At 72.3% G+C, this 21300-nt stretch carries 12 protein-coding genes and 3 tRNA genes; 5 read left to right on the forward strand and 10 right to left on the reverse strand.

Annotated elements, in window-relative coordinates:
- Positions 1–128: 128 nt before the first annotated feature.
- The 8 genes from OHB09_RS09925 to OHB09_RS09960 all read right to left on the reverse strand — a co-directional run bounded on the left by OHB09_RS09925 (position 129) and on the right by OHB09_RS09960 (position 9892).
- Entirely contained in the window at positions 129–2015 is a 1887-nt protein-coding gene (locus OHB09_RS09925; protein WP_328921852.1) for an AAC(3) family N-acetyltransferase, read from the reverse strand.
- Positions 2012–3295 carry an FxsB family cyclophane-forming radical SAM/SPASM peptide maturase gene (locus OHB09_RS09930; RefSeq protein WP_319351856.1) on the reverse strand — a complete coding sequence of 428 codons (1284 nt, stop codon included), beginning with the start codon at positions 3293–3295 and terminating at the stop codon, positions 2012–2014. The genes OHB09_RS09925 and OHB09_RS09930 overlap by 4 nt, the downstream gene beginning before the upstream one ends.
- 104 nt (positions 3296–3399) lie before the next feature.
- The gene (fxsT, locus tag OHB09_RS09935) at positions 3400–7419 is read right to left on the reverse strand and encodes an FxSxx-COOH system tetratricopeptide repeat protein (protein WP_328921853.1); all 4020 of its coding nucleotides are present in this window, start codon (positions 7417–7419) and stop codon (positions 3400–3402) included.
- Positions 7409–8704: an FxsC protein gene (gene fsxC / locus OHB09_RS09940; protein WP_191853004.1), complete on the reverse strand. Its 1296-nt coding sequence runs from the start codon at positions 8702–8704 to the stop codon at positions 7409–7411. Before fsxC ends, fxsT begins: the two co-directional genes overlap by 11 nt.
- 176 nt (positions 8705–8880) lie before the next feature.
- Positions 8881–9048, reverse strand: coding sequence for an FxSxx-COOH cyclophane-containing RiPP peptide (gene fxsA / locus OHB09_RS09945; protein WP_234527654.1), 168 nt, complete (start codon positions 9046–9048; stop codon positions 8881–8883).
- 339 nt (positions 9049–9387) lie between these two features.
- Positions 9388–9461: transfer RNA gene (locus OHB09_RS09950), tRNA-Ile, on the reverse strand.
- A 280-nt stretch (positions 9462–9741) separates the two neighbouring features.
- Positions 9742–9814, reverse strand: a tRNA-Asn gene (locus OHB09_RS09955).
- A 5-nt stretch (positions 9815–9819) separates the two neighbouring features.
- Positions 9820–9892: transfer RNA gene (locus tag OHB09_RS09960), tRNA-Asn, on the reverse strand.
- A 167-nt stretch (positions 9893–10059) separates the two neighbouring features.
- Between OHB09_RS09960 and OHB09_RS09965 the strand changes: the two genes are divergently transcribed.
- The 4 genes from OHB09_RS09965 to OHB09_RS09980 all read left to right on the forward strand — a co-directional run bounded on the left by OHB09_RS09965 (position 10060) and on the right by OHB09_RS09980 (position 15873).
- Complete coding sequence (locus tag OHB09_RS09965) at positions 10060–10365, forward strand: YtxH domain-containing protein (protein WP_006137558.1); 306 nt, start codon at positions 10060–10062, stop codon at positions 10363–10365.
- A 183-nt stretch (positions 10366–10548) separates the two neighbouring features.
- Complete coding sequence (locus OHB09_RS09970) at positions 10549–12003, forward strand: xylulokinase (protein ID WP_234527653.1); 1455 nt, start codon at positions 10549–10551, stop codon at positions 12001–12003.
- Between the two features lie 205 nt (positions 12004–12208).
- Entirely contained in the window at positions 12209–13942 is a 1734-nt protein-coding gene (locus OHB09_RS09975) for an ABC transporter ATP-binding protein (RefSeq protein ID WP_006137556.1), read from the forward strand.
- On the forward strand, positions 13942–15873 hold the full coding sequence (locus OHB09_RS09980; RefSeq protein WP_040893493.1) for an ABC transporter ATP-binding protein: 1932 nt from the start codon (positions 13942–13944) through the stop codon (positions 15871–15873). Before OHB09_RS09975 ends, OHB09_RS09980 begins: the two co-directional genes overlap by 1 nt.
- Positions 15874–15944: 71 nt before the next feature.
- Here OHB09_RS09980 and OHB09_RS09985 read toward each other — a convergent pair whose 3' ends face one another.
- Both OHB09_RS09985 and dnaG read right to left on the reverse strand, forming a co-directional pair.
- Positions 15945–17198 (reverse strand): RNA polymerase sigma factor, encoded by a 1254-nt coding sequence (locus tag OHB09_RS09985; protein ID WP_309486385.1) that lies wholly within the window; start codon positions 17196–17198, stop codon positions 15945–15947.
- Positions 17199–17364: 166 nt separating this feature from the next.
- Positions 17365–19272, reverse strand: coding sequence for a DNA primase (gene dnaG / locus OHB09_RS09990; protein ID WP_006137552.1), 1908 nt, complete (start codon positions 19270–19272; stop codon positions 17365–17367).
- A 257-nt stretch (positions 19273–19529) separates the two neighbouring features.
- Here dnaG and ctaD point away from each other — a divergent pair, with 257 nt between their 5' ends.
- Complete coding sequence (ctaD, locus tag OHB09_RS09995; RefSeq protein WP_167792755.1) at positions 19530–21233, forward strand: aa3-type cytochrome oxidase subunit I; 1704 nt, start codon at positions 19530–19532, stop codon at positions 21231–21233.
- Positions 21234–21300: the final 67 nt, after the last annotated feature.

Here is a 21300-nt window from a genome sequence, read left to right on the forward strand (position 1 = left end):
GACCAACTCCGTTGTCCGGGCCCCCCGTTGCGGCCTCCGTCATCGGACCCACCATGGTCGCTCCCCGGCCGGGACAACACCAGACGTGGTTCGGCCTCAGCGGCCCCGGACGCCCCCGGATCATCCGATCAGGGGACCCCGGCCCCGTGATCGGCCAGCCACACCGCGGCGTGGGCGACGGCCGGGCCGAGGCCGAACAGCCGGCAGTCCGCGGCGCCGACCCGCCCCCGTACGAGGTCGCCGCCGCCCTCCCGGACCGCGTCGGCCTCGTATGCGGCGCCGATGCGGGCGAAGGGCGAGGAGTCGAGGCGGACGTCGGTGTACGTGTACCAGGCACGGCCCCCGGCCCCGTCGCCGACCACGCAGGAGTACGTCTGCCGGGGCCGGCCGGGCAGCCGGTACTCGGCGAGGTGGAAGGCCGTGCACACCTCCCAGCCGACCCCCAGCAGCAGCACCCGCCCGCCGGCCTCCTCCAGACGGGCCAGCGGGGAACGTTCGCCGAGGTGGCAGTCGGGGGCGTGGTGCGCGGTCAGCTCACGGGCGCGGGCGCCGAGGGCGGTGAAGGAGCTCTGCGGGTGGGTGCTCCGCAGCGCGCCGGGCCGCGCCCGCACGGTCTCGGGGAGCACGCCGACCCCGAAGGCCGGGGTGGTGTCCGGGTCGAAGGCGGGGAGCCGCTCCCGCAGCCGGTCCCACTGCTCCTCGGGCACGGCGTAGCCGCGGGTGCCCGGCCAGCGGGAGGGGTCGGAATTGTCGGGGGTCTGGGTGTAGACGACGAGGGTGCCCGCCGGGCCGAGCACGTCGAGGAAGGCGTCCACGACCGTCTCGGCGCCGCCCTCGACGGGTCCCAGGGCGCGCAGCGAGGAGTGCACCAGCACGGTGTCGCCCGCACCGAGCCCGAGGGCCCGCAGCTCGGCGGCGAGCCGGCCCCGGGTGAGCGGGGCGGTCCCGGCCGGCGCCCCGGGGTGCGGGCGGCGCACCGCGCGGCGCAGCTCGGTCACGAACCGCTCGCCCGCGGGGGTGAGTTCCCCGCTGCCGAGCAGGGTGCCGGCGGCCGCGTCGGTGTGGCCGTGCCAGGTCTCGTACTCCCGGCGGGCCCGGGGACCGCCGGTGCCCGCGGCGAGTTCGGCGCGCCAGAAGTCGGTGACGCCCAGGTGCGCGTAGGTGCCCTGGAGGAGTGCGCCGGCCGGGCGGGGGTCGGGGCGCCAGGGGGCGTGGTGGCGGGCGGCGGTGGGCGGGCCGTGCAGTGGCACCAGGTCGAGGAGCGCGCCGAGCTGGACGTGCAGGAACTCGTGGACCAGGCCGAGGGCGAGCAGGACGGGGTCCTCGGGCAGGGAGGCGGCGACGGCCCCGTGGGCGCGCCGGGCGGCGGAACTGACGCCGCCGCCGTCGGGTCCCGGCTCCAGCGGGACGAGGGTCGTCAGGCAGGCGGCGACGGCCTCGGCGTGCCAGGGGTGCCGCCGGACGAGGACGCGCCACGCCTCCTCCAGCGTCCGCGCCCAGCGCTCTCGTTCGGGGCCGGTGAGGGGCGGGGCGAGGGGGTGGCCGTGGGCGTCGCGGAAGGGCCCCCGGTCGGCGAGCCGTACGTCCAGGACCCGGCCCTCGCACACGGTGCGCACCCGGGGCCAGGGGGCGCCCTCGGGGGCGTACGGGGCGCGCACCAGCCGGTCGAACCACGAGGTGTCGACGTCCTCGCCGCGCTCCAGCGCCACGAGGGTGCGGGCGGCGCCCTCGTCGAGGTAGGGCTGGAGCATGACCTCCCGCCAGGCGTCCGGGTCCTCGCGGTTGAGCGCGACGAGCCCGCGGTAGGCCTCCTCGACCCGCTCCCCCGCGGCCTCCCGCAGGGCCCGCACCAGCAGCATCCGCTTGCTGAGCTGCCCGGCGCGCAGCAGGGCGACCCGACGGGCGCCGCCGCGGGCGCGGGCCAGTGCGAGGAAGTCCTCGCGCCCCACGACATGGCGCCCCGGGGCGCTCCCGGGGGCGCCGGTGGCACCGGTGCCGGTTCCCCTGACGCTCATCGGGCGGCCTCCTCCGGCCGGCCCCGGGCACCGAGGAGACCGGCGACGTCCCGTCGCACCCGCTCGGCGATGTGGTCGACGAGCAGTGCGAGGTCCTGGCAGTACACGGACGGCGCCGAGAACGTCGGCTCCTCGCCCGGCCGGTAGCGGTGCGCGTACAGGCCGCCGCCGCAGACCCGGGCGCGGGGGCAGACCCGGCAGACCGGGCCGAGCCCGGCCGTGCCGCGCTGCCGGGCCCGGAACGCGGGGTGCAGGGCGGCCTCGGCGAAGCTGTTCCGGAACACGTCGAGCCCGGTCTCCGGGGCGCCGGGATAGCTGACCTTGAGCGAATCGGCCTGTTCGATCGCCCCGTCGGTCTCGACGACGACGAGGTCGACGGGTGTCAGCCCCACCGCCTCGCTGCGTGCCGTGCCGCCGAGCAGCAGCACCATGATCTCCTCGAACAGCCGGATCCCGGTCTCCCGCCGGGGGGCGCCGTACCAGCGGTCGAACACGGCGCACAGCCAGTCCCCGTAGGGGGTGGGCCCGTACGGGGCCTCCGGCGGCCGGTCGGGCGGCGTCGTCCGCCGCGGGAGCCCCGGCGGCGGGGCCGCCCACGTGGCGTGCGGCAGCAGCAGGTCGAGCCGGGGCGGGGTGTGCGCGAGCAGTGCCTCGTACGTCCCCACGGGGTCGGCCGCCAGGTCGACGACGCACAGCACCCCGGCGTACAGATGCCGGTGCGGGCCGGCCGCGAGCAGGTCAAGGGCGCGGACGGTGGCGGCGTGGCTGCCGCCGCCGTCGGGCCTTCTGCGGTGCCGGTCGTGATCGGCGGCGGTGCCGTCCAGACTCACCCCGACCCGGACGCCGTACCGGTCCAGCACCTCCAGGAGCGCGGGCTCCCGCCCCAGCCGCACCCCGTTGGTCTGCAGCACGAAACGGGGCACGGTGACACCCTCCAGGGCGCCGGTGAGAACGCCGAGCAGCTCCTCGAGGTGCCGGGCCCCGACGAGCAGCGGCTCCCCGCCGTGCAGCACGATCCGCACCTCGGCCGGCCGGTGCTCGCGGGCGTGCGCGGCGATCAGGGCGGCGGTGCGGCGGACGGTCTCCAGCTCCATCCGCCGGGGCCGGCCGCGCCAGCTCTGGTCGGCGGCCTCGTACATGTAGCAGTAGTCGCAGGCCAGGTCGCAGCGGCTGTGGATCTTCAGCAGGAACTGGCGGAAGGGCACGAGGGGCTCGGGGCCGGCGGCGGGGTCGTCGTCCGGGCCGCCGGGCCCGGGGCTCGGGGAGCGGGTGGCGTGCATGGGCATCCGTCGCTCTGGTGGGGCGTCAGTGACGGCGTCACCATACGGGGTCGAACGGCTCCACGGCGCACGGGACTTGCCGCCCGCGGCGCCGGCCGCCCCGCTCAGGTGGTCGGCGGCTCGATGTCCGAGTCCAGCCGGGAGCCGGCGAGCACCGCGCGCGTCGTGGGATGGTCCTCCCCCAGCGTCTCCCGAGCCCGCCGCAGCGCCTCCTCCGCCAGCACGTCCGCCTCCTCGACCCGGCCGACGGCGCGCAGACCGAGCGCGAGGTTGGCGGTGACCCCGATCGTGTCGTAGTGATCGACCCCGAGCACCTCGACGAAGAACTCCCTGGCCCGCGAGTCCAGTTCGACGGCTTCCGCGAGCAACGCACCGTCCCGCGCACCGGCCAGCGCGAGATCGTTGGCATGGTTGACCATGCAGCACAAGGTGTAGGGATGCTTCTCCCCCAGCACCCCCGCCATCCGCTCCCACACCCGCCCCGACATCTCCCGCGCCCGCTCGGTGTGCCCCTCCAGGCGGAGGTAGACGGACAGGTTGTTGGCACAGGCGAGGGAGACGGGGTGCTCGGGCCCGAGATAGGTCTCGTATCGGGACATGGCCCGCTCGACCAGCTCCAGCGCCCGCCCGGTGTCCCCGAGCGCGGCGAGATCCCCGGCGAGATTGCAGGCGGCGGCGAGGGTGTCGGCGTGCTCGGGGCCGTGGGCGGTGACGTAGCGGTTGTGGAGATCCTCGTCCATCTCCTTGGCCTGCTCGTACTGCCCGTCCCTGCGCAGGGCCACGGCGAGGTTCTTGCGGACCCTCAGGGTGTCGCTGTGGTTGTCGCCGAGGGTCTGCGCACACAGTTGCACGGTGGTCTCCAGCAACTCCAGGGCCACCCTCAGGTTGCCGGTCTCCCGCAGGTCACGGGCATAGTTGTCGGCGCGGGACAAGGTGTAGAGGTTTTCGGGTCCATAGGTCTCCAGTTGCTGCCGGTATACCCCGCGGTGCAACCGCAGTGCCTCCTGCCGGTCGCCCGCCAGGTACTCGGACATGCCGAGGTTGTTGGTGTACATGAGCGTGCGGGGGTGGTCGTCGCCGAGAACCCGCCGGGCCGCGGCCAGCGTCTCCCGGTCCAGTTCGCGCGCCTCCTGATAGCGGCCGAGGGCACGCAGGTCGGCACCGAGGTTGCCGGCCACGGCCAGGGTGTGGGCGTACTCGGCGCCGCGGGTGCGCCGGAACCTTTCGAAGGTGTCCTGGTCTATCTCGTAGGACTCCAGCAGCCTGCCCTGCGAGCGCAGCAGATTGCCCTGCTGGGTACGGAGCATGAGGGTCTGGGGATCATCGGCGTGGCCGATGCCACGCGCTCCCCAGGTCTCGAGAGTGGAGGCTGCGAGGTCGAGTCCGGCCGTGAGCAGACTGCGCTTCCAGAGATAACGCACCGAGTCGGTGATCCACTTGCGGACCTCCCGGTCGGGGTTCTTGGCGGCCCGGCACGGCTGCAGATGCGGCAGGAGTTCCGCATACCGCTCCCAGTTTTCCTGTGCGTCCGGGTCGCCGGGAGCGGCCTCGACCAGAGCCGCGTGCACCACGGCACGGATCTGGAATCGGTCCTCCTTGGGGATCTGGTCCCGGATGACCGCCTGCACGAGCCGGTGCACGGTGAGGGTGGCACTCGTCTGGTCGCTCCTGGCCAGGCCGAACCGGTTGATGGCACGCAAGAGCAGCGCGATGGTCATCTCGTCGCGCGGCTCGCCCTCGCCCAGGGTGAGGGCCTCGGTGACGGCCCGCCCGTACAGCACCCGCATGGGGATGGGATCGGGGCCGAAGAAGGCGCAGATCTCCAGCATCTCGGCCGCGGCCGGGTTGATCCGGCGCAGTTCTTCCACGGCGAGGAGCCAGGTGGCCGCGGCGGAACGCGGGTAGTCCCGCTCGGGCAGCCGGGTGTCGTTCAGGACCTTGGTGAGACGGTCGTCGAGCAGGGAGAGGTAGGTGGCCACCGGCATGCTGCCGTCGCTCAGCCAGACGGCGGCCTGGCCGACGGCCAGCGGCATGTCGCCCAGCCGGTCGGCGACCAGCTCGGCCTCGGCGGCCGGCAGCCGGGGGTTGAGCAGGTGGAGCAGTTCCAGACTCTCCCGGCGCCGGAAGACGTCGACGTCGACCAGTCCGGCGCTGTTGACCCAGGTCCGGTCGCGGGAGGTGATCAGAACGTGCCCGCCGGACGGTCCGCCGGGCAGGAACTCCTCCAGCATCTCGGGGCGTCCGGCGTTGTCGAGGATGAGCAGCCATCGCTTGTACGGCCGGCCCTCCCGCAGTGCGCGCAGCACGGCCTCCGCCGTGCCGGCCGTGTCCTCCCCGCCCTCGATCCCCAGCTGGGGAGCGAGGTCGGCGAGCGCGGGGCGTATCAGGTGGGGCTGAGCGGCGGGCACCCACCACACCACGTCGTAGGCCGCCCTGAAGCGGTGGGCGTACTCCTGGGCGATCTGTGTCTTGCCCATCCCGCCCAGTCCGTAGAGGACCTGGGGCACCTGCCGGGATCCGGCGGAGAAGCGGTCGCGCAGTTCCTCGAGGAGCGGTCCGCGCCCGGTGAAGGCCACGTTGCGTGCGGGAACGCGCCACACGGCGGGCGTGGCGGTCGGGAACGGGGGAGGGACAATGCCGGTGACGGCACCGCCGTCAGGAGTACGCGGCGTCGAGGCCGAACCGACGGCCTCCAGCAGCCTGCGCGCCGCGTCCTGCGGGCTCCGGCGGGTCAGATCGGTGCTGAGGCGCTCGTCGAAGAGTCCGTCCCCGGAGCGGGAGCCGTCCATCTCCTGGACCCGGACGGCCACCAGCGCCGGCACCCCGGCCGACTCCCGGCCTGTCACCCGGGCCCACACGTCGGCGGCGCGCGGCTGCTGGACGTAGTCCGGCGAGAGCAGCGCGAGGAGCCGGCCCCGCCGTTCCAGCACTGCGGTCGCCTCGGCCGGGACGCCGTTCATCGGCTCGGCCGTGCCGTGCAGGGACACCTGGTATCCGGCCGCCTGGAGCTGGCCGGCCGCCCACTCCGCCCACATCCGGTCGTTGGGGGCGTAACTGACGTAGAAGCGGGGCGGCACCGCGCGCGGGTCGCGCCGGTACTCGGCGTTGAGCAACCGCCGTTCCTCCGCCGGCTGCGGACGCAGGCCACGCACCCGCCCGTCGGTGATCCATCCGGTGAGCCGTTCGAACGCGGCCAGCAGGGAGCCGGCCTGCAGCGGACGGTCGCCCACGGTGGCCGGTATCTCGGCGTAGGCGTAGTAGGTCTTGTAGGGGATCTCCACCTCTCCCCAGTACTTGTCCCGCTTGCCCTTGTGCAGCCACGAGAGGTAGGGGGCGAACGCGGCCCGCGCGGAGTCCCTGCCCTGCTGGAGGAGCTCCTGCTCGGCGTCCTCGACCCGCATGGGCACCGGCAGGATGCGCACCGGGTGCGGGGCGGACGTCGTCACCGAGGCGGCGACCTCGGCGCAGCCGCCGATGCTCTGCAGGTTCAGCGCGAAGCCGTTCACGAGCATGTCGGGCAGCAGCATGGTGCAGATGCCGGAGGTGTCGCTGACGCCGGTACGGCTGTCGATGAGGACGTAGTCGTACTCGGCCTTCATCTCCTCGCGCAGCGCCTGGAGGAAGGACCCGCCGCCGAGCCGGTTGTAGAAACGGTGCCAGTCGAAGGTGGTGACGGCGGCGGAGTAGGAGGCGCTCTGCCGGCCGGCCGGAAGGAAGTCCAGGCGCCCGCCGGGCGGCAGGGTCAGGTCGAGTCCGGTGGTGTACGGGCGGAGGCGGGCGCACGAGCGCAGCCACTCCTCGCTCTCGATCACCGTGTCCCGACCGGCATCGGGGTCACCGGTGGGCGGGAGCGGGTCTCCCGACCCCATGACCTGCCCCACGTAGGAGGTCATCATGTTCATCAGCCCGTTGCTGCGCCGCAATTCGGAATCGACGAACAACGGCCGCAAGTACCGGTGCAGTCCGGGGGCTTCGAGGTCCCAGTCGACGAGCAGCACCCGCAGGCCGTTACTCGCGAGGATCCAGCCGACGTTGACCAGCGCCATGGTCCGCCCCGTTCCACCCTTGTACGAGTAGAACGTCACTATCCGGCCATTGCGTCGGGTACCGGCCTCAGTCGTCATCGTAGGGATCCTCTACGGAGGGAGGGCGGCCGGGCGGATCGTCCCGGTCGCCGGGCGGGGGCTGGGCGGGAACGTTGAGTCCGGGCATCGGCGGTGCGGGCGGTCCGGAGGGCAGCCGGCGGGGAACGGCGTTCTCCATCAGCCGGCTCTGCGCCACGGTCACCATCTCGGCGAGCCGGTCGTCGAAGTGCTCCTTGTCCACCAGAACCCGGAAGAGCCGGTCGTAGGGATCGTTGCGCCGCATCCAGTTGCGCCGGAAGACCTGGCGCACGTCGTCCCACAGCCCGCCGTCCCCGGACTCGTCGTCCGACGGGTGGAACGGCATCAGGACCCCGGTGACCGGGTGGTTCTGCCGGTCGTAGTCGGACAGCGGCGCGCGGTACGGCGCTTCGCGGGCGGCCCAGGGGTCGACGAGCAGCACGCTGGGCTGGTTCTCCCGCATCGCCTCGTCGAGCTTGCTGGCGAGTGTGTCGTCGACGACCTCGATGCTGGAGGTGTACTCCTCCTCCAGGATCACCCGCTGGGCCCGGTGTGCGACGGTGGGATGGACCGGCGGATGGTAGGGCGTCCAGTCGAGCGGCGAGCGGCCGTAGTACTCGTGCCGCAGTCTGCCGGCGGGGAGGGCGTCGGCGGCCCCCGCCGCCACGAAGAGCCGCACATGACCGGTGCTGCGTCCGGTCGGGGCCATGATCCCCTGGGCCGGAAAGGGACTGCGCACGGCGCCCAGGTCGAGTTCCTTGACCGTGGGCAGCCGGAAGAGTCCGGCGGCGTACTGCACGCGTTTGGCGATGAGCCGGAGCGCCCTGCGGTAGGCGGTGGGGTCACCGCGCATCAGGCTCATGAGCCCCTGCTCCACGTACTCGCGACCCATCTCCGGCTCGAAGAACTGGTAGCGACTGATCACCTCCGGGACCGGGCCGCGCAGTGGGGCCCAGACGAGCGGGATCAGCGCGCGTACGTCGATGTCGGTGCGCTCCCGGTAGTCCTCGACACGAGCCTGGAAGGCCGCCCACTCCTTGCCGCAGTAGAGGCTGTGCACATACGCGGGGGAGCACAGGGCGACCATGGCACGGCAGTGCCCCACCTCCCGGCCGAGCATGCGTTCCCAGTCCGCGCCAAGGGCCAGCCGCTCCACGTCCCGGAAGGGCTTCTGCCTGCTGCAGTCCTCGCCGAGACGGTCCAGCTCGGCCACCAGGTCCTCGTAGAAACGGCTCACGAAGACGTCATCGCGGTCGTCCTGGCGCGCATAGCTGAGAAAGAAGTACGACTCCCTCTCCAAGGGCACCCCCCAACCCCCACCGCCGCCCGCTCGGCCTCCGACGGCTCGCCGGGCCGGGGAAACGTACGCGGCACCTTCATACCCATGCCGCTCACCGCTCTACCCTCACCAGGCGTGCGCCGAAAGGCATTTGAGGACAGAACAGGTGGTGTTCGGTGGGCGTGGGACCGTCGCGGAAGAGTCTAGAGGGACGACTCGAAGGCTGCGTAGGGTTCCGCCGACGGCTCCCGCAACTCCCGTAGCACCGCCGCCAACGCCGTCTCCGGCAGGTCGTCCAGCGCGTCCATGGGCACGTCCGCGACATCCACCAGAACCGAGGCGTACTCGGGTTCGCTCGTGTCCCTCAGCACGTGCGTGCCCTCCCTGCTGACGTGCGCGCACGCGCGTCGTACGGTGCCGCGCCCGGGTCCGGGCAACGGCAGAACTATAGAGGAACGCGACGCACCCTCCGTGCCACTGGATGCGGCTTCTGACGCCATTGTCACAGCGGAGGCGCGTCCCGCACGCCGGGGGCTCCGTCCCCGGGCGAGCGGGGGGCAGGGAGGGGTACGGGGGTGATCGACTCGGTCTGCCGGTCGACGGTGCCGGCCCGCCCGCCGGCCCCGCGGAAGGGACGCTCCCCGAACCTCCACGTACCGGGTCCGGGCGTCCCCTGACGGGGCGCCTCCCCCGTCAGGGACCCGCGTAGGTGGGGCGGGTGGGACTCGAACCCACGGCCGGCGGATTATGAGTCCGCTGCTCTAACCGGCTGAGCTACCGCCCCGTTGCGGCGCGTCGCGTACATGTGTGCGCGCCGTCTGCCGCAGCATAGCCGCTCATACGATCTCCTGCTCCAGGTGGGGCGGGTGCTCGGCGACCTTGCCGCCTTGGGAGACTCCGCGGCGGCCCGGGCGGTTCCCGGAACCGGAACCGGACGTCGGAACGGGCGCGGGAGCGGGTGCCGGGCCGGGGTCCGGGGCGGACATCCGGTCGAGCGGCGGCCCCGGTCGCGCCGGGTCGGGCGGACATGAAAAAGGACCCCTGAAGGGTCCTCGTTCAGCATGCTCCCCCGACTGGACTCGAACCAGTAACCTGCCGGTTAACAGCCGGCTGCTCTGCCAATTGAGCTACGGAGGACCGAGCTCCCCCGACTGGACTCGAACCAGTAACCTGCCGGTTAACAGCCGGCTGCTCTGCCAATTGAGCTACGGAGGAATGCCTCGTCGCATCGAACGTGGCTACCCGGGTAGCCGCCCCGAAGGGCGCGCGCTCGCTGCGACACATACATTAGCGCAAGCAGGGGGGTGCTTCGCCAATCGGTGTCCCCCGCGACCGGCGCCCGCGCAAGGACCGGGACGCAAGAGCAAGGGAAGGTGGCCGTCATGCGCTATCGGCTGACGTTCGTGGTCGGAGTGGCCGTGGGCTACGTACTGGGTACACGGGCCGGACGCGAGCGTTATGAGCAGTTGAGGAAGTCGGCACGGCGAGTGGCGGAGAACCCCGCCGTGCGCAACACCGCCGAGACCGCGGCCCAGCAGGGCCGGGAGTTCGCGGGCAAGGCCTACGACGCGGTGAGCGACCGGGTGGGCGACCGCATGCCCGACTCGGTCAGCCGGCGCGTGCGGACGCTGCGCGAGCACAGCTCGGCCGGATCCGGCCGGGACGACTGGGGTACGAGCAACACATAAGAGGCGCCGCGAGGCGCTTTGGCGGCTCCGGACCTTTCGGGCCCGGGGTGCGTGCGGGAGGGGTGGCCGACGTCACCCCGCCCGCCCGTACCCCGGGCCCGGCCGCGTCCGGGGCGGGGTGCGGGTGCCTCCGGGGGCCGGGGAGCCGCGCGGTGCGCGCCGCGCGTGCGGCACAATTCCGCCATGGGGATAGTCGCCGGGTTGGACAGTTCGCCCGATTTCACTCGCATCGTCGTGTGTGACACGGACACGGGGGCCGTGCTCAGGCAGGGGTACGCGCCGCATCCGCTGGAGCCGCGCGAGGGTGGCGGCCGCCCCTCCGACGTCGATCCGCAGGCCTGGCTGCTCTCCCTCGGCGACGCGGCGAGCGGCGGCCTCCTCGAGGGCGTGCAGGCCATCGGCGTCTCCGCGCAGGCGGGGGCGGTGGTTCCGCTCGACACCCAGGGCGGCACCGTGCGCCCGGCGCTGGTCGGCGGCGACAAGCGGGCGCAGGTGGCGGCCGCCGATCTGATCGACGCGCTCGGCGGACGGCAGGCGTGGGCGCAGTCGGTGGGCTGTGTTCCGGGCGCCGCGCAGCCGGTGACGAAGCTGCGTTGGCTGGCGAAGAGCGAGCCGGAGAACGCGGCGCGCACCGCCGTGCTGCTGCAGGCGCACGACTGGCTGGTGTGGCAGTTGCTGGGCCGGCCGGTGCGCAGGACCACGGACCGGGGTGCCGCCTCGGGCACCGGCTACTGGTCGGCGGCGACCGGCTCGTACCGGCCGGACCTGGTGGAACTCGCGCTGGGCCACCACGCGATGCTGCCCGAGGTGCTCGGCCCCTCGGACGCGGCCGGCCGCACCCCGGAGGGGCTGCTGATCTCGGCGGGGACCGGCGAGACGATGGCCGCCGCCTTCGGTCTGGGCATCGGCCTCGGGGACGCGGTGGTCTCGCTCGGAGCCTCCGGGTCGGTGATGGCCGTGCACCCCGAGGCGCTGGTGGACCCCTCGGGGATGATCACCTCGCTCGCGGACGCCACCGGGATGCATCTGCCGGTGGTCACCACGGCCAACGCCGTGCGGGCGCTGCGGGGCGCCGCCGACCTGCTCGGGGTGCCCGATCTGGAGGCGCTCTCGGAGCTGGCGATGAAGTCGACCCCCGGCTCGCACGGCCTGGTGCTGCTGCCGTACCTGGAGGGCGAGCGCACGCCGAGCCTGCCGCACACGGCGGGCACGCTGGCGGGGCTGCGGCGCGAGTCGATGAAGCCGGAGCACCTGGCGCGGGCGGCCTTCGAGGGGATGCTGTGCGCGCTCGCGGACGCGCTGGACGTGCTGCGCGGGCGGGGGGTGGACGTGCGCCGGGTGTTCCTGCTCGGGGCGGCCGCGGAGCTGCCGGCCGTGCAGGCGGCGGCGCCCTCGCTGTTCGCCGCGCAGGTCGTCGTCCCCCAGCCGGCCGACTACGCGGCGATCGGTTCCGCCCGGCAGGCGGCGTGGGCGCTCGGCGCCTCCCAGGGCACCCTCGACCCCCGTACCCCGCCGGTGTGGCAGGGCGCGGCGGCGCAGGTGCTGGAGGCGGGCGAGGACCTGGCGGTGGGTCAGGCGGTGCGCCAGCAGTACGTGGCGGTGCGCGAACAGACCCATCCCGGGGCGTTCCGGGCATAGTCGAGCGGCGGGACCCGCGACGTTCAGGGGCGTGGAAGCGCTTTTTCCACGGGCGCGGGAGCGCGGGGCGTGCGCCCCGGGGCTGAATCCGTGCACCTACCCGTGCCGCGGTCGGATTAATCGGTTGAGGTAACACGGGTGGAGTGTTCGACGATAGGGGGTGGTGCACCACCGAACCCCGCCGTCGACGAACCGAGAGTCCCGCGTGCTCATACGACTCCTCCGGGCCCATCTCAGGCCCTACCGGAAACCCCTCGCGCTGCTGGTCCTGCTGCAACTGCTGCAGACCTCCGCGACCCTCTACCTGCCCACCCTGAACGCGGACATCATCGACAACGGTGTCGTCAAGGGCGACACCGGCTACATCCTGTCCTTCGGCGCACTCATGATCGGCATCTCGCTGGTCCAGGTCGTCTGCAACGTGGGGGCCGTGTACCTCGGCGCCCGGACGGCCTCCGCGCTCGGCCGGGACGTGCGTGCCGCGATCTTCGACCGGGTGCAGTCGTACTCCGCCCGTGAGCTCGGGCAGTTCGGGGCGCCCTCCCTGATCACCCGCACCACCAACGACGTCCAGCAGGTGCAGATGCTGACGCTGATGACGTTCACGCTGGTGGCCTCGGCGCCGATCATGTGTGTGGGCGGCATCGTGCTGGCGCTCGGGCTGGACGTGCCGCTGTCCGGGGTGCTGGTCGCGGTGGTCCCGCTGCTCGCCATCTGCGTCACGTTCCTGGTACGGCGGCTGCGGCCGCTGTTCCGCAGCATGCAGGTCCGGCTGGACACCGTGAACCGGGTGCTGCGCGAGCAGATCAGCGGCAACCGCGTGATCCGCGCCTTCGTCCGCGACGAGTACGAGAAGGACCGGTTCGCCGGGGCCAACCGCGAGCTGACCGAGGTCGCGCTGGGCACCGGGCGGATCCTGGCGCTGATGTTCCCCATGGTGATGACCGTGGTGAACCTGTCCTCGATCGCCGTGCTCTGGTTCGGCGCGCACCGCATCGACAGCGGCGGCATGCAGATCGGCGACCTGACCGCGTTCCTGGCCTATCTGATGCAGATCGTCATGTCCGTGATGATGGCCACCTTCATGTTCATGATGATGCCGCGCGCGGAGGTCTGCGCCGAGCGCATCCAGGAGGTGCTGGACACCTCCAGCAGCGTGGTGCCGCCCACGGCCCCGGTCCTCGAACTGCGCCGGCACGGCCATCTCGAGCTGCGCGGGGCGGGCTTCCGCTACCCGGGCGCCGAGGAGCCGGTGCTGCGTCACATCGACCTGGTGGCCCGGCCGGGCGAGACCACCGCCGTCATCGGTTCCACCGGCAGCGGCAAGTCGACGCTGCTCGGGCTGGTCCCCCGGCTGTTCGACGCCACCGACGGCGAGGTGCTGGTCAACGGCGTCGACGTGCGGGAGCTCGCGCCGGAGCTGATCGCCAGGACCGTCGGGATGGTGCCGCAGAAGCCGTACCTGTTCGCGGGAACGGTCGCCACCAACCTGCGCTACGGCAACCCGGAGGCGAGCGACGAGGAGCTGTGGCACGCGCTGGAGGTGGCGCAGGCCAAGGAGTTCGTGAGCGCGTTGGAGGGCGGCCTCGACGCTCCGATCGCGCAGGGCGGCACCAATGTGTCGGGCGGTCAGCGCCAGCGCCTGGCGATCGCCCGGACGCTCGTGCAGCGCCCGGAGATCTATCTGTTCGACGACTCCTTCTCGGCGCTCGACTACGCCACCGACGCGGCCCTGCGGGCGGCGCTCGCCCGCGAGACCGCCGAGGCGACCGTGGTGATCGTCGCCCAGCGGGTGGCGACCATTCGCGAGGCGGACCGGATCCTGGTCCTGGACGAGGGCCGGGTCGTCGGCTCCGGACGCCACGGGGAACTGATGGCGGACAACGAGACCTACCGGGAGATCGTGCTCTCCCAGCTCACGGAAGCGGAGGCTGCCTGATGGCGGGGCCCATGGGGCGGATGGCGGCCGGCCGGGGCGCTCCCGACCAGCGATCGATGGACTTCAAGGGGTCCGGCAAACGGCTCCTCGCCCAGTTCCGTCCGGAACGGGGGACGCTGCTGGTGATGCTGGTGTGCGGCGTGCTGAGCGTGGCCCTGTCGGTGCTCGGGCCGAAGATCCTCGGCCGGGCGACGGACCTGGTGTTCGCCGGCATCGTCGGGCGGGAGCTGCCCGCGGGCGCCACCCGGGAGGAGGTGCTGGAGTCGATGCGCGAGCGCGGCGACGGTGCCGTCGCCGACATGCTGTCCGGCACCCGCTTCACACCGGGTGAGGGCATAGACTTCGGCGCGGTGGGCGACGTCCTGCTGCTCGCGCTGGGCACGTTCCTCGTGGCGGGGCTGCTGATGGCGGTGTCGACGCGGCTGTCCAACCGGGCCATCAACCTGACGGTCTCCCGGCTGCGCAGGGACGTGCAGGAGAAGCTGTCGCGGCTGCCGTTGTCGTACTTCGACAAGCGGCAGCGCGGCGAGGTGCTCAGCCGGGCCACCAACGACCTCGACAACATCGGGCAGACGCTGCAGCAGTCGATGGGGCAGCTCGTCAACTCGCTGCTGACCATCGTCGGCGTGCTGGTGATGATGTTCTACGTCTCCTGGATCCTGGCCCTGGTGGCGCTGGTCACCGTGCCGCTGTCGTTCTTCGTCGCGACCCGGGTCGGGAAGCGCTCGCAGCCGCACTTCGTGCAGCAGTGGCGCACGACGGGCAAGCTCAACGCGCACATCGAGGAGATGTACACCGGGCACAACCTCGTGAAGGTCTTCGGCCGGCAGGAGGAATCGGCCCGGGCCTTCGCCGAGCAGAACGAGGAGCTGTACGAGGCCGGGTTCAAGGCGCAGTTCAACAGCGGCATCATGCAGCCGCTGATGATGTTCGTCTCGAACCTGAACTACGTGCTGGTCGCCGTCGTGGGCGGGCTGCGGGTCGCCACGGGCTCGCTGTCCATCGGTGACGTGCAGGCGTTCATCCAGTACTCGCGGCAGTTCTCGATGCCGCTGACGCAGGTCGCCTCGATGGCCAACCTGGTGCAGTCCGGGGTGGCCTCAGCGGAGCGGGTCTTCGAGCTGCTCGACGCGGAGGAGCAGAGCGCGGACGCGCTGCCGGGCGAGAGGCCGAAGGAGCTGCGGGGGCGGGTCGCGCTGGAGCACGTCTCCTTCCGCTACGAGCCCGACAAGCCGCTCATCGAGGACCTCTCGCTGACGGTCGAGCCGGGTCACACGGTCGCCATCGTCGGCCCCACGGGCGCCGGCAAGACCACGCTGGTGAACCTGCTGATGCGGTTCTACGAGGTCACCGGCGGGCGGATCACGCTCGACGGGGTGGACATCGCGCGGATGTCCCGTGAGGACCTGCGCGCGGGCATAGGGATGGTGCTGCAGGACACCTGGCTGTTCGGCGGCACGATCGCGGAGAACATCGCCTACGGCGCCTCCCGCGAAGTGACGCGCGGGGAGATCGAGGAGGCGGCGCGGGCGGCGCACGCGGACCGTTTCGTGCGGACGCTGCCGGACGGGTACGACACGGTCATCGACGACGAGGGCTCGGGGGTGAGCGCGGGCGAGAAGCAGCTCATCACGATCGCGCGGGCCTTCCTCTCCGACCCGGTGATCCTCGTCCTGGACGAGGCCACCTCGTCCGTGGACACCCGCACGGAGGTGCTGATCCAGAAGGCGATGGCGAAGCTCGCCGCCGGGCGGACCTCCTTCGTGATCGCCCACCGGCTGTCCACGATCAGGGACGCGGACACGATCCTGGTGATGGAGAACGGCGCGATCGTCGAGCAGGGCTCCCACGAGGTGCTGCTGGCCACGGGCGGCGCGTACGCCCGTCTGTACCGGGCGCAGTTCGCCCAGGCGGTGGCGGAGGTCGACTGAGGGTCCGAGCCGGGGCCGGCGGGGTGCGGGGGGTTCCCTCGCCCCGCCGGCCCCTTCGCGGTGCGGGCGGGTCACTCCAGATAGCCGCGGAGCTGGTCCGCGTAGGCGTGGTCGCGGAGCTTGTTCAGCGTCTTGGACTCGATCTGGCGGATGCGTTCGCGCGTCACGCCGAAGATGCGGCCTATCTCCTCCAGGGTGCGTGGGCGGCCGTCCGCCAGCCCGTACCGCAGCTGCACCACCTTGCGCTCCCGCTCGCCGAGCGTCGAGAGGACCGCGTCCAGATGCTCCCGCAGCAGCAGGAACGCCGCCGACTCCACGGGGCTGGTCGCGTCGCCGTCCTCGATGAGGTCACCGAGCGCGACGTCCTCCTCCTCGCCCACCGGCGCGTGCAGCGACACCGGCTCCTGGGCCAGCCGCAGCACCTCGCCCACCCGCTCCGGGGACAGGTCGAGCTGGGCGGCGACCTCCTCCGCCGTCGGCTCGTAGCCGCGCTCCTGGAGCATCCGCCGCTGCACCCGCACGACCCGGTTGATCAGCTCGACGACGTGGACCGGCACCCGGATCGTGCGGGCCTGGTCGGCCAGGGCGCGGGACATGGCCTGGCGGATCCACCAGGTCGCGTAGGTGGAGAACTTGTAGCCGCGCGCGTAGTCGAACTTCTCCACGGCCCGGATGAGCCCGAGGTTGCCCTCCTGCACCAGGTCGAGCATGGTCAGCCCGCGGCCGACGTACCGCTTGGCGACGGAGACGACCAGCCGCAGGTTGGCCTCGATCAACCGCCGTTTGGCCATCCGGCCCCGCACGACCAGGGTGTCGAGGTCGAGGGCGAGGCGGCTGTCCAGGTCGGGGGTCGAGCCGAGTTTCTCCTCGGCGAACAGGCCGGCCTCGACGCGGCGGGCGAGTTCGACCTCCTCGGCGGCGGTGAGCAGCGGGATGCGGCCGATCTCGCGCAGGTACTGGCGGAACAGGTCGGAGGAGGGCGAGGAGCCCGAGGCGCCGGAGGCGGCGCGGACCGGCGGCGGCTCCTCGGTGGCCACCGCCTCGGCCGGCTCGACCGCCTCCCCCGGCCCGGGGGGCTCGGCCCCGGCCGCCGGGAGAGGCGGGCCGGGGTCCACCGCGCCGTCCGTGGCGCCGTCTGTCTGCGTGAGGGTCTGCGTCTGCACGGGGGCGACCTCCGGATGAGTCGCTGCGGGGGCGTGCGGCAGCGGTGTGTGCGGGACGGGGTCGACGGCCTCGCCGGCGGCCCTCCCGCGGTCGTGGGGCGGAGGCGCGGGCGTGCGGGATTCCTGGCGTGCGGGCCGGCCGCGCTCCGGGGACTCGGGCACCGCCCCCAGTGTGGGGTACGACACATCCCCGCCACGAGGGGCGTGCGGTGACTTTTTGCGTCCGTCCGGTGACCCGGCGGTTACCCGGCGGGCCGGGCGTGACGGGCGGGGCCTCGCGGACCGGGACGGGCGGGCCCGCGGACGGCGGCCTACGGGCGGGGCGGGCTCACAGGGCCGCCGCGCCGCCCGCGCGCAGGGCCTGGTCGTACTGCTGGAGCACCCACAGTTCGTTCTGCACGGCGCTGAGCTGCGCCGGGTCGCCGTGCGCGGCGAGGCGGGTGAGCTGGCTCTGGATGTCGCGCACCCGCCGCTCGACCGCGCGCCGACGCACGGTGACGAGCTGCTCGCCCGCGTAGTGCTCGTCCACCGTGCGGCGCAGGATCGCCTCGACGGCCAGCTCGGTGACCATCGAGCGGACCGTGTCGTCGGGGGCCGCCTCACGCACCCGGAGCAGGTACTCCTGCGGGTCCCGCACCCCCTGTTCGGCGCCGCCCGCCTCCTGGATCGCCTCGCGGACGGCCGCGTAGGGGGCGGCGGTGAACTCGTCGGTGCCGTACGCGTCGAACGCCGGGGAGACCAGTTCGGGCCGCTGCAGCGCCAGTTTGAGCAGCTCGCGCTCGGTGGCGTAGACGGGATTGCGCAGGTTGAGGGCGGGGCCGCGCGGGACCGGGCGGGAGGGGCCGGGCTCGTGACTCTGCCGCGGGCCCGAACCGGCGGGTGCCGGTCCCCGGCCGCCGCGTTCGCGGGCCCAGCGGGCGATCTGGCCGACGCGGCGGACGACGAACTGGGTGTCGAGGATGCCGAGCAGTCCGGCGAGCTGCACGGCGACCTCGTGCTGGGCGCCGCTGTTCTTGATCCGGGCCACGACGGGGGCGGCCTCGTCCAGGGCGGCGGCCCGGCCGGCCGGGGTGTCCAGGTCGTAGCGGGAGACGATCTGGCGCAGCGCGAACTCGAACAGCGGGGTGCGCGGCTCGGCCAGCTCGGCGACCGCCTCGTCGCCCTTGACCAGGCGCAGGTCGCAGGGGTCCATGCCGTCGGGCGCGATGGCGATGTACGTCTCGGCGGCGAACTTCTGGTCGTCCTCGAAGGCGCGCAGGGCGGCCTTCTGGCCGGCCGCGTCGCCGTCGAAGGTGAAGATCACGCGGGCCGAGCCGTTGTCCATCAGCAGCCGGCGAAGGATCTTGATGTGCTCGGTGCCGAAGGCGGTGCCGCAGGTGGCGATGGCGGTGGTCACCCCGGCGAGGTGGCAGGCCATGACGTCGGTGTAGCCCTCGACGACGACCGCGCGGGAGGACTTGGCGATGTCCTTCTTGGCCAGGTCGATGCCGTAGAGGACCTGGGACTTGCGGTAGAGCGCGGTGTCGGGGGTGTTGAGGTACTTCGGGCCGTTGTCGGCCTCGTAGAGCTTGCGGGCGCCGAAGCCGACGACCTCGCCGCCGATGTCGCGGATCGGCCACATGAGCCGGCCCCGGAAGCGGTCGATGGGGCCCCGGCGGCCCTCCTGGGCGAGCCCGGAGAGGAGGAGTTCCTTGTCGGTGAAGCCCTTGCCGCGCAGGAAGCGGGTGAGGTGGTCCCAGCCCTGGGGGCTGTAGCCGACGCCGAAGTGGACGGCGGCCGTCTGGTCGAAGCCGCGTGCGGCGAGGAAGGCGCGGCCGGTGTCGGCCTCGGGGTGGGTGGCGAGTTGTTCGGCGTACCACTGGGCGGCCAGTTTGTGCGCCTCGACCAGGCGGATGCGTTCGCCGCGCTGGTGGGAGGGGTTGTACCCGCCCTCCTCGTAGCGCAGGGTGATGCCGGCCTGTGCCGCGAGCCGTTCGACCGCCTCGGAGAACGAGAGGTGGTCGATCTTCATCACGAAGGTGAGGGTGTCGCCGCCCTCCTGGCAGCCGAAGCAGTGGAAGAGGCCCTTGCTGGGGCTGACCTGGAACGACGGCGATTTCTCGTCGTGGAAGGGGCACAGTCCCTTGAGGTTGCCGCCGCCGGCGTTGCGCAGCTGGAGGTACTCGGACACCACGGCGTCGATGGGAACCGCGTCCCTGACCGCCTTCACGTCCTCGTCGTTGATCCGTCCTGCCACGCGTGAATTCTACGGTGACCCACCGACACCCGGAGGCCACCCGGGTCGCCGGCCCTCCCGGGAGGTTCCGTGCCCGTCCCCCTTCCGGCGGTAGTGCGGTGCGGTGAAGTCGGGGGCGACGGCACGCCCCGGACCAGCCGGTTCGGCGGGATCACGAACCCGGGGCGGCGTGGCCCGTGCGGGCTCGCGGCCGCCGCGTGCGGCAGTGTGGGCGGGATGCCCCACTCGTGCTGTACGTCCCTGGATGAGGCGGTCCGATGGCAGTAGTGACAGAGCCGGTGACGGGGATCGCTCCCGTGCCCCCGGGGCGGAACCGGGGCCGGGTGATCGTTTCCTGGGTGACGACGACGGACCACAAGAAGATCGGTCACCTGTACCTGATCACCTCGTTCGTGTTCTTCCTGGTCGGCGGGATTCTGGCGCTCGCGGTCCGGGCCGAACTGGCCCGTCCCGGCCTGCAGTTCCTCTCCGACGAGCAGTACAACCAGGCGTTCACGATGCACGGCACGGTCATGCTGCTGCTGTTCGCCACGCCCACGTTCGCCGGTTTCGCCAACGCGATCATGCCCCTGCAGATCGGCTCCCCGGACGTGGCCTTCCCCCGGCTGAACATGTTCTCCTACTGGCTGTTCCTCTTCGGGGCGCTGATCGTCCTGGGCAGTTTCCTGACGCCCGACGGTGCCGCGGACTTCGGCTGGACCGCCTACACCCCCCTCAGCGGCCCCGTCCGGATCAGCCATGTCGGCGCCGACATGTGGATCATGGGTCTTGCGCTGACCGGCTTCGGGACGATCCTGGGCGCGGTCAACTTCATCACGACGATCATCTGCATGCGCGCGCCCGGGATGACGATGTTCCGGATGCCGATCTTCACCTGGAACATCCTGCTGACCAGCGTGCTGGTGCTGCTCGCCTTCCCCGTCCTGGCCGCCGCGTTGCTCGCGCTGGAGGCCGACCGGCGGTTCGGGGCGCGGGTCTTCGCCGCCGAGAACGGCGGGCCGCTGCTGTGGCAGCACCTGTTCTGGTTCTTCGGCCATCCCGAGGTGTACATCCTCGCGCTGCCGTTCTTCGGGGTGATCACCGAGATCCTGCCGGTCTTCTCCCGCAAACCGATCTTCGGCTACATGGGCCTGGTCGGCGCCACGATCGCGATCACCGGACTGTCCGCGACGGTGTGGGCGCACCACATGTTCGCGACGGGGGCGGTGCTGCTGCCGTTCTTCTCCTTCATGACGTATCTGATCGCGGTGCCGACGGGGGTGAAGTTCTTCAACTGGATCGGCACGGTCCTCAAGGGCTCGATCAGCTTCGAGACGCCGATGCTGTGGTCCTTCGGCTTCCTGGTCACCTTCCTGTTCGGCGGGCTGACCGGTGTCATCCTCGGCTCCCCGCCGCTGGACTGGCACGTCACCGACAGCTACTTCGTCGTCGCGCACTTCCACTACGTGCTCTTCGGCACGATCGTGTTCGCGATGTTCGCCGGCTTCCACTTCTGGTGGCCGAAGATGACCGGCACGATGCTCGACGAACGCCTCGGGAAGATCCACTTCTGGACCCTCTTCGTCGGCTTCCACCTCACCTTCCTCATCCAGCACTGGCTGGGCGCCGAGGGCATGCCCCGCCGCTACGCCGACTACCTCGCCGCGGACGGCTTCACCACCCTCAACACCCTGTCCTCGATCGGCGCCTTCCTGCTGGGCCTGTCGACCCTGCCCTTCCTCTACAACGTCTGGAAGACCGCCAAGTACGCCCGCCGCGTCGAGGTCGACGACCCCTGGGGCTTCGGCCGCAGCCTGGAATGGGCCACCTCCTGCCCGCCGCCCCGCCACAACTTCGTCTGCCTGCCGCGCGTCCGCAGCGAGAGCCCCGCGTTCGACCTGCACCACCCCGATGTGTCCCGGCTCGACCAGAAGGAGGTCACCGGGCAGCGGGACGTGCTGGACTCCTCCGGCGAGGGCTGACGGTCCCGGACACGCGAAGAGGGGCACGCCGCGGACGGCGTGCCCCTGTTCCGTACCCGTCCTTCAT

The organism is Streptomyces griseoaurantiacus (assembly GCF_036189845.1).
GTDB classification, from domain to species: Bacteria; Actinomycetota; Actinomycetes; order Streptomycetales; family Streptomycetaceae; genus Streptomyces; species Streptomyces griseoaurantiacus.

Excerpts from the sequence above, each read along its gene's own strand:
- OHB09_RS09925 (WP_328921852.1), bottom strand. The coding sequence starts at position 2,015 with ATGAGCGTCAGGGGAACCGGCACCGGTGCCACCGGCGCCCCCGGGAGC.
- OHB09_RS09930 (WP_319351856.1), bottom strand. The coding sequence starts at position 3,295 with ATGCACGCCACCCGCTCCCCGAGCCCCGGGCCCGGCGGCCCGGACGAC.
- fxsT (WP_328921853.1), bottom strand. The coding sequence starts at position 7,419 with ATGACGACTGAGGCCGGTACCCGACGCAATGGCCGGATAGTGACGTTC.
- OHB09_RS09965 (WP_006137558.1), top strand. The coding sequence starts at position 10,060 with ATGCGCTATCGGCTGACGTTCGTGGTCGGAGTGGCCGTGGGCTACGTA.
- OHB09_RS09970 (WP_234527653.1), top strand. The coding sequence starts at position 10,549 with ATGGGGATAGTCGCCGGGTTGGACAGTTCGCCCGATTTCACTCGCATC.
- OHB09_RS09980 (WP_040893493.1), top strand. The coding sequence starts at position 13,942 with ATGGCGGGGCCCATGGGGCGGATGGCGGCCGGCCGGGGCGCTCCCGAC.
- ctaD (WP_167792755.1), top strand. The coding sequence starts at position 19,530 with ATGGCAGTAGTGACAGAGCCGGTGACGGGGATCGCTCCCGTGCCCCCG.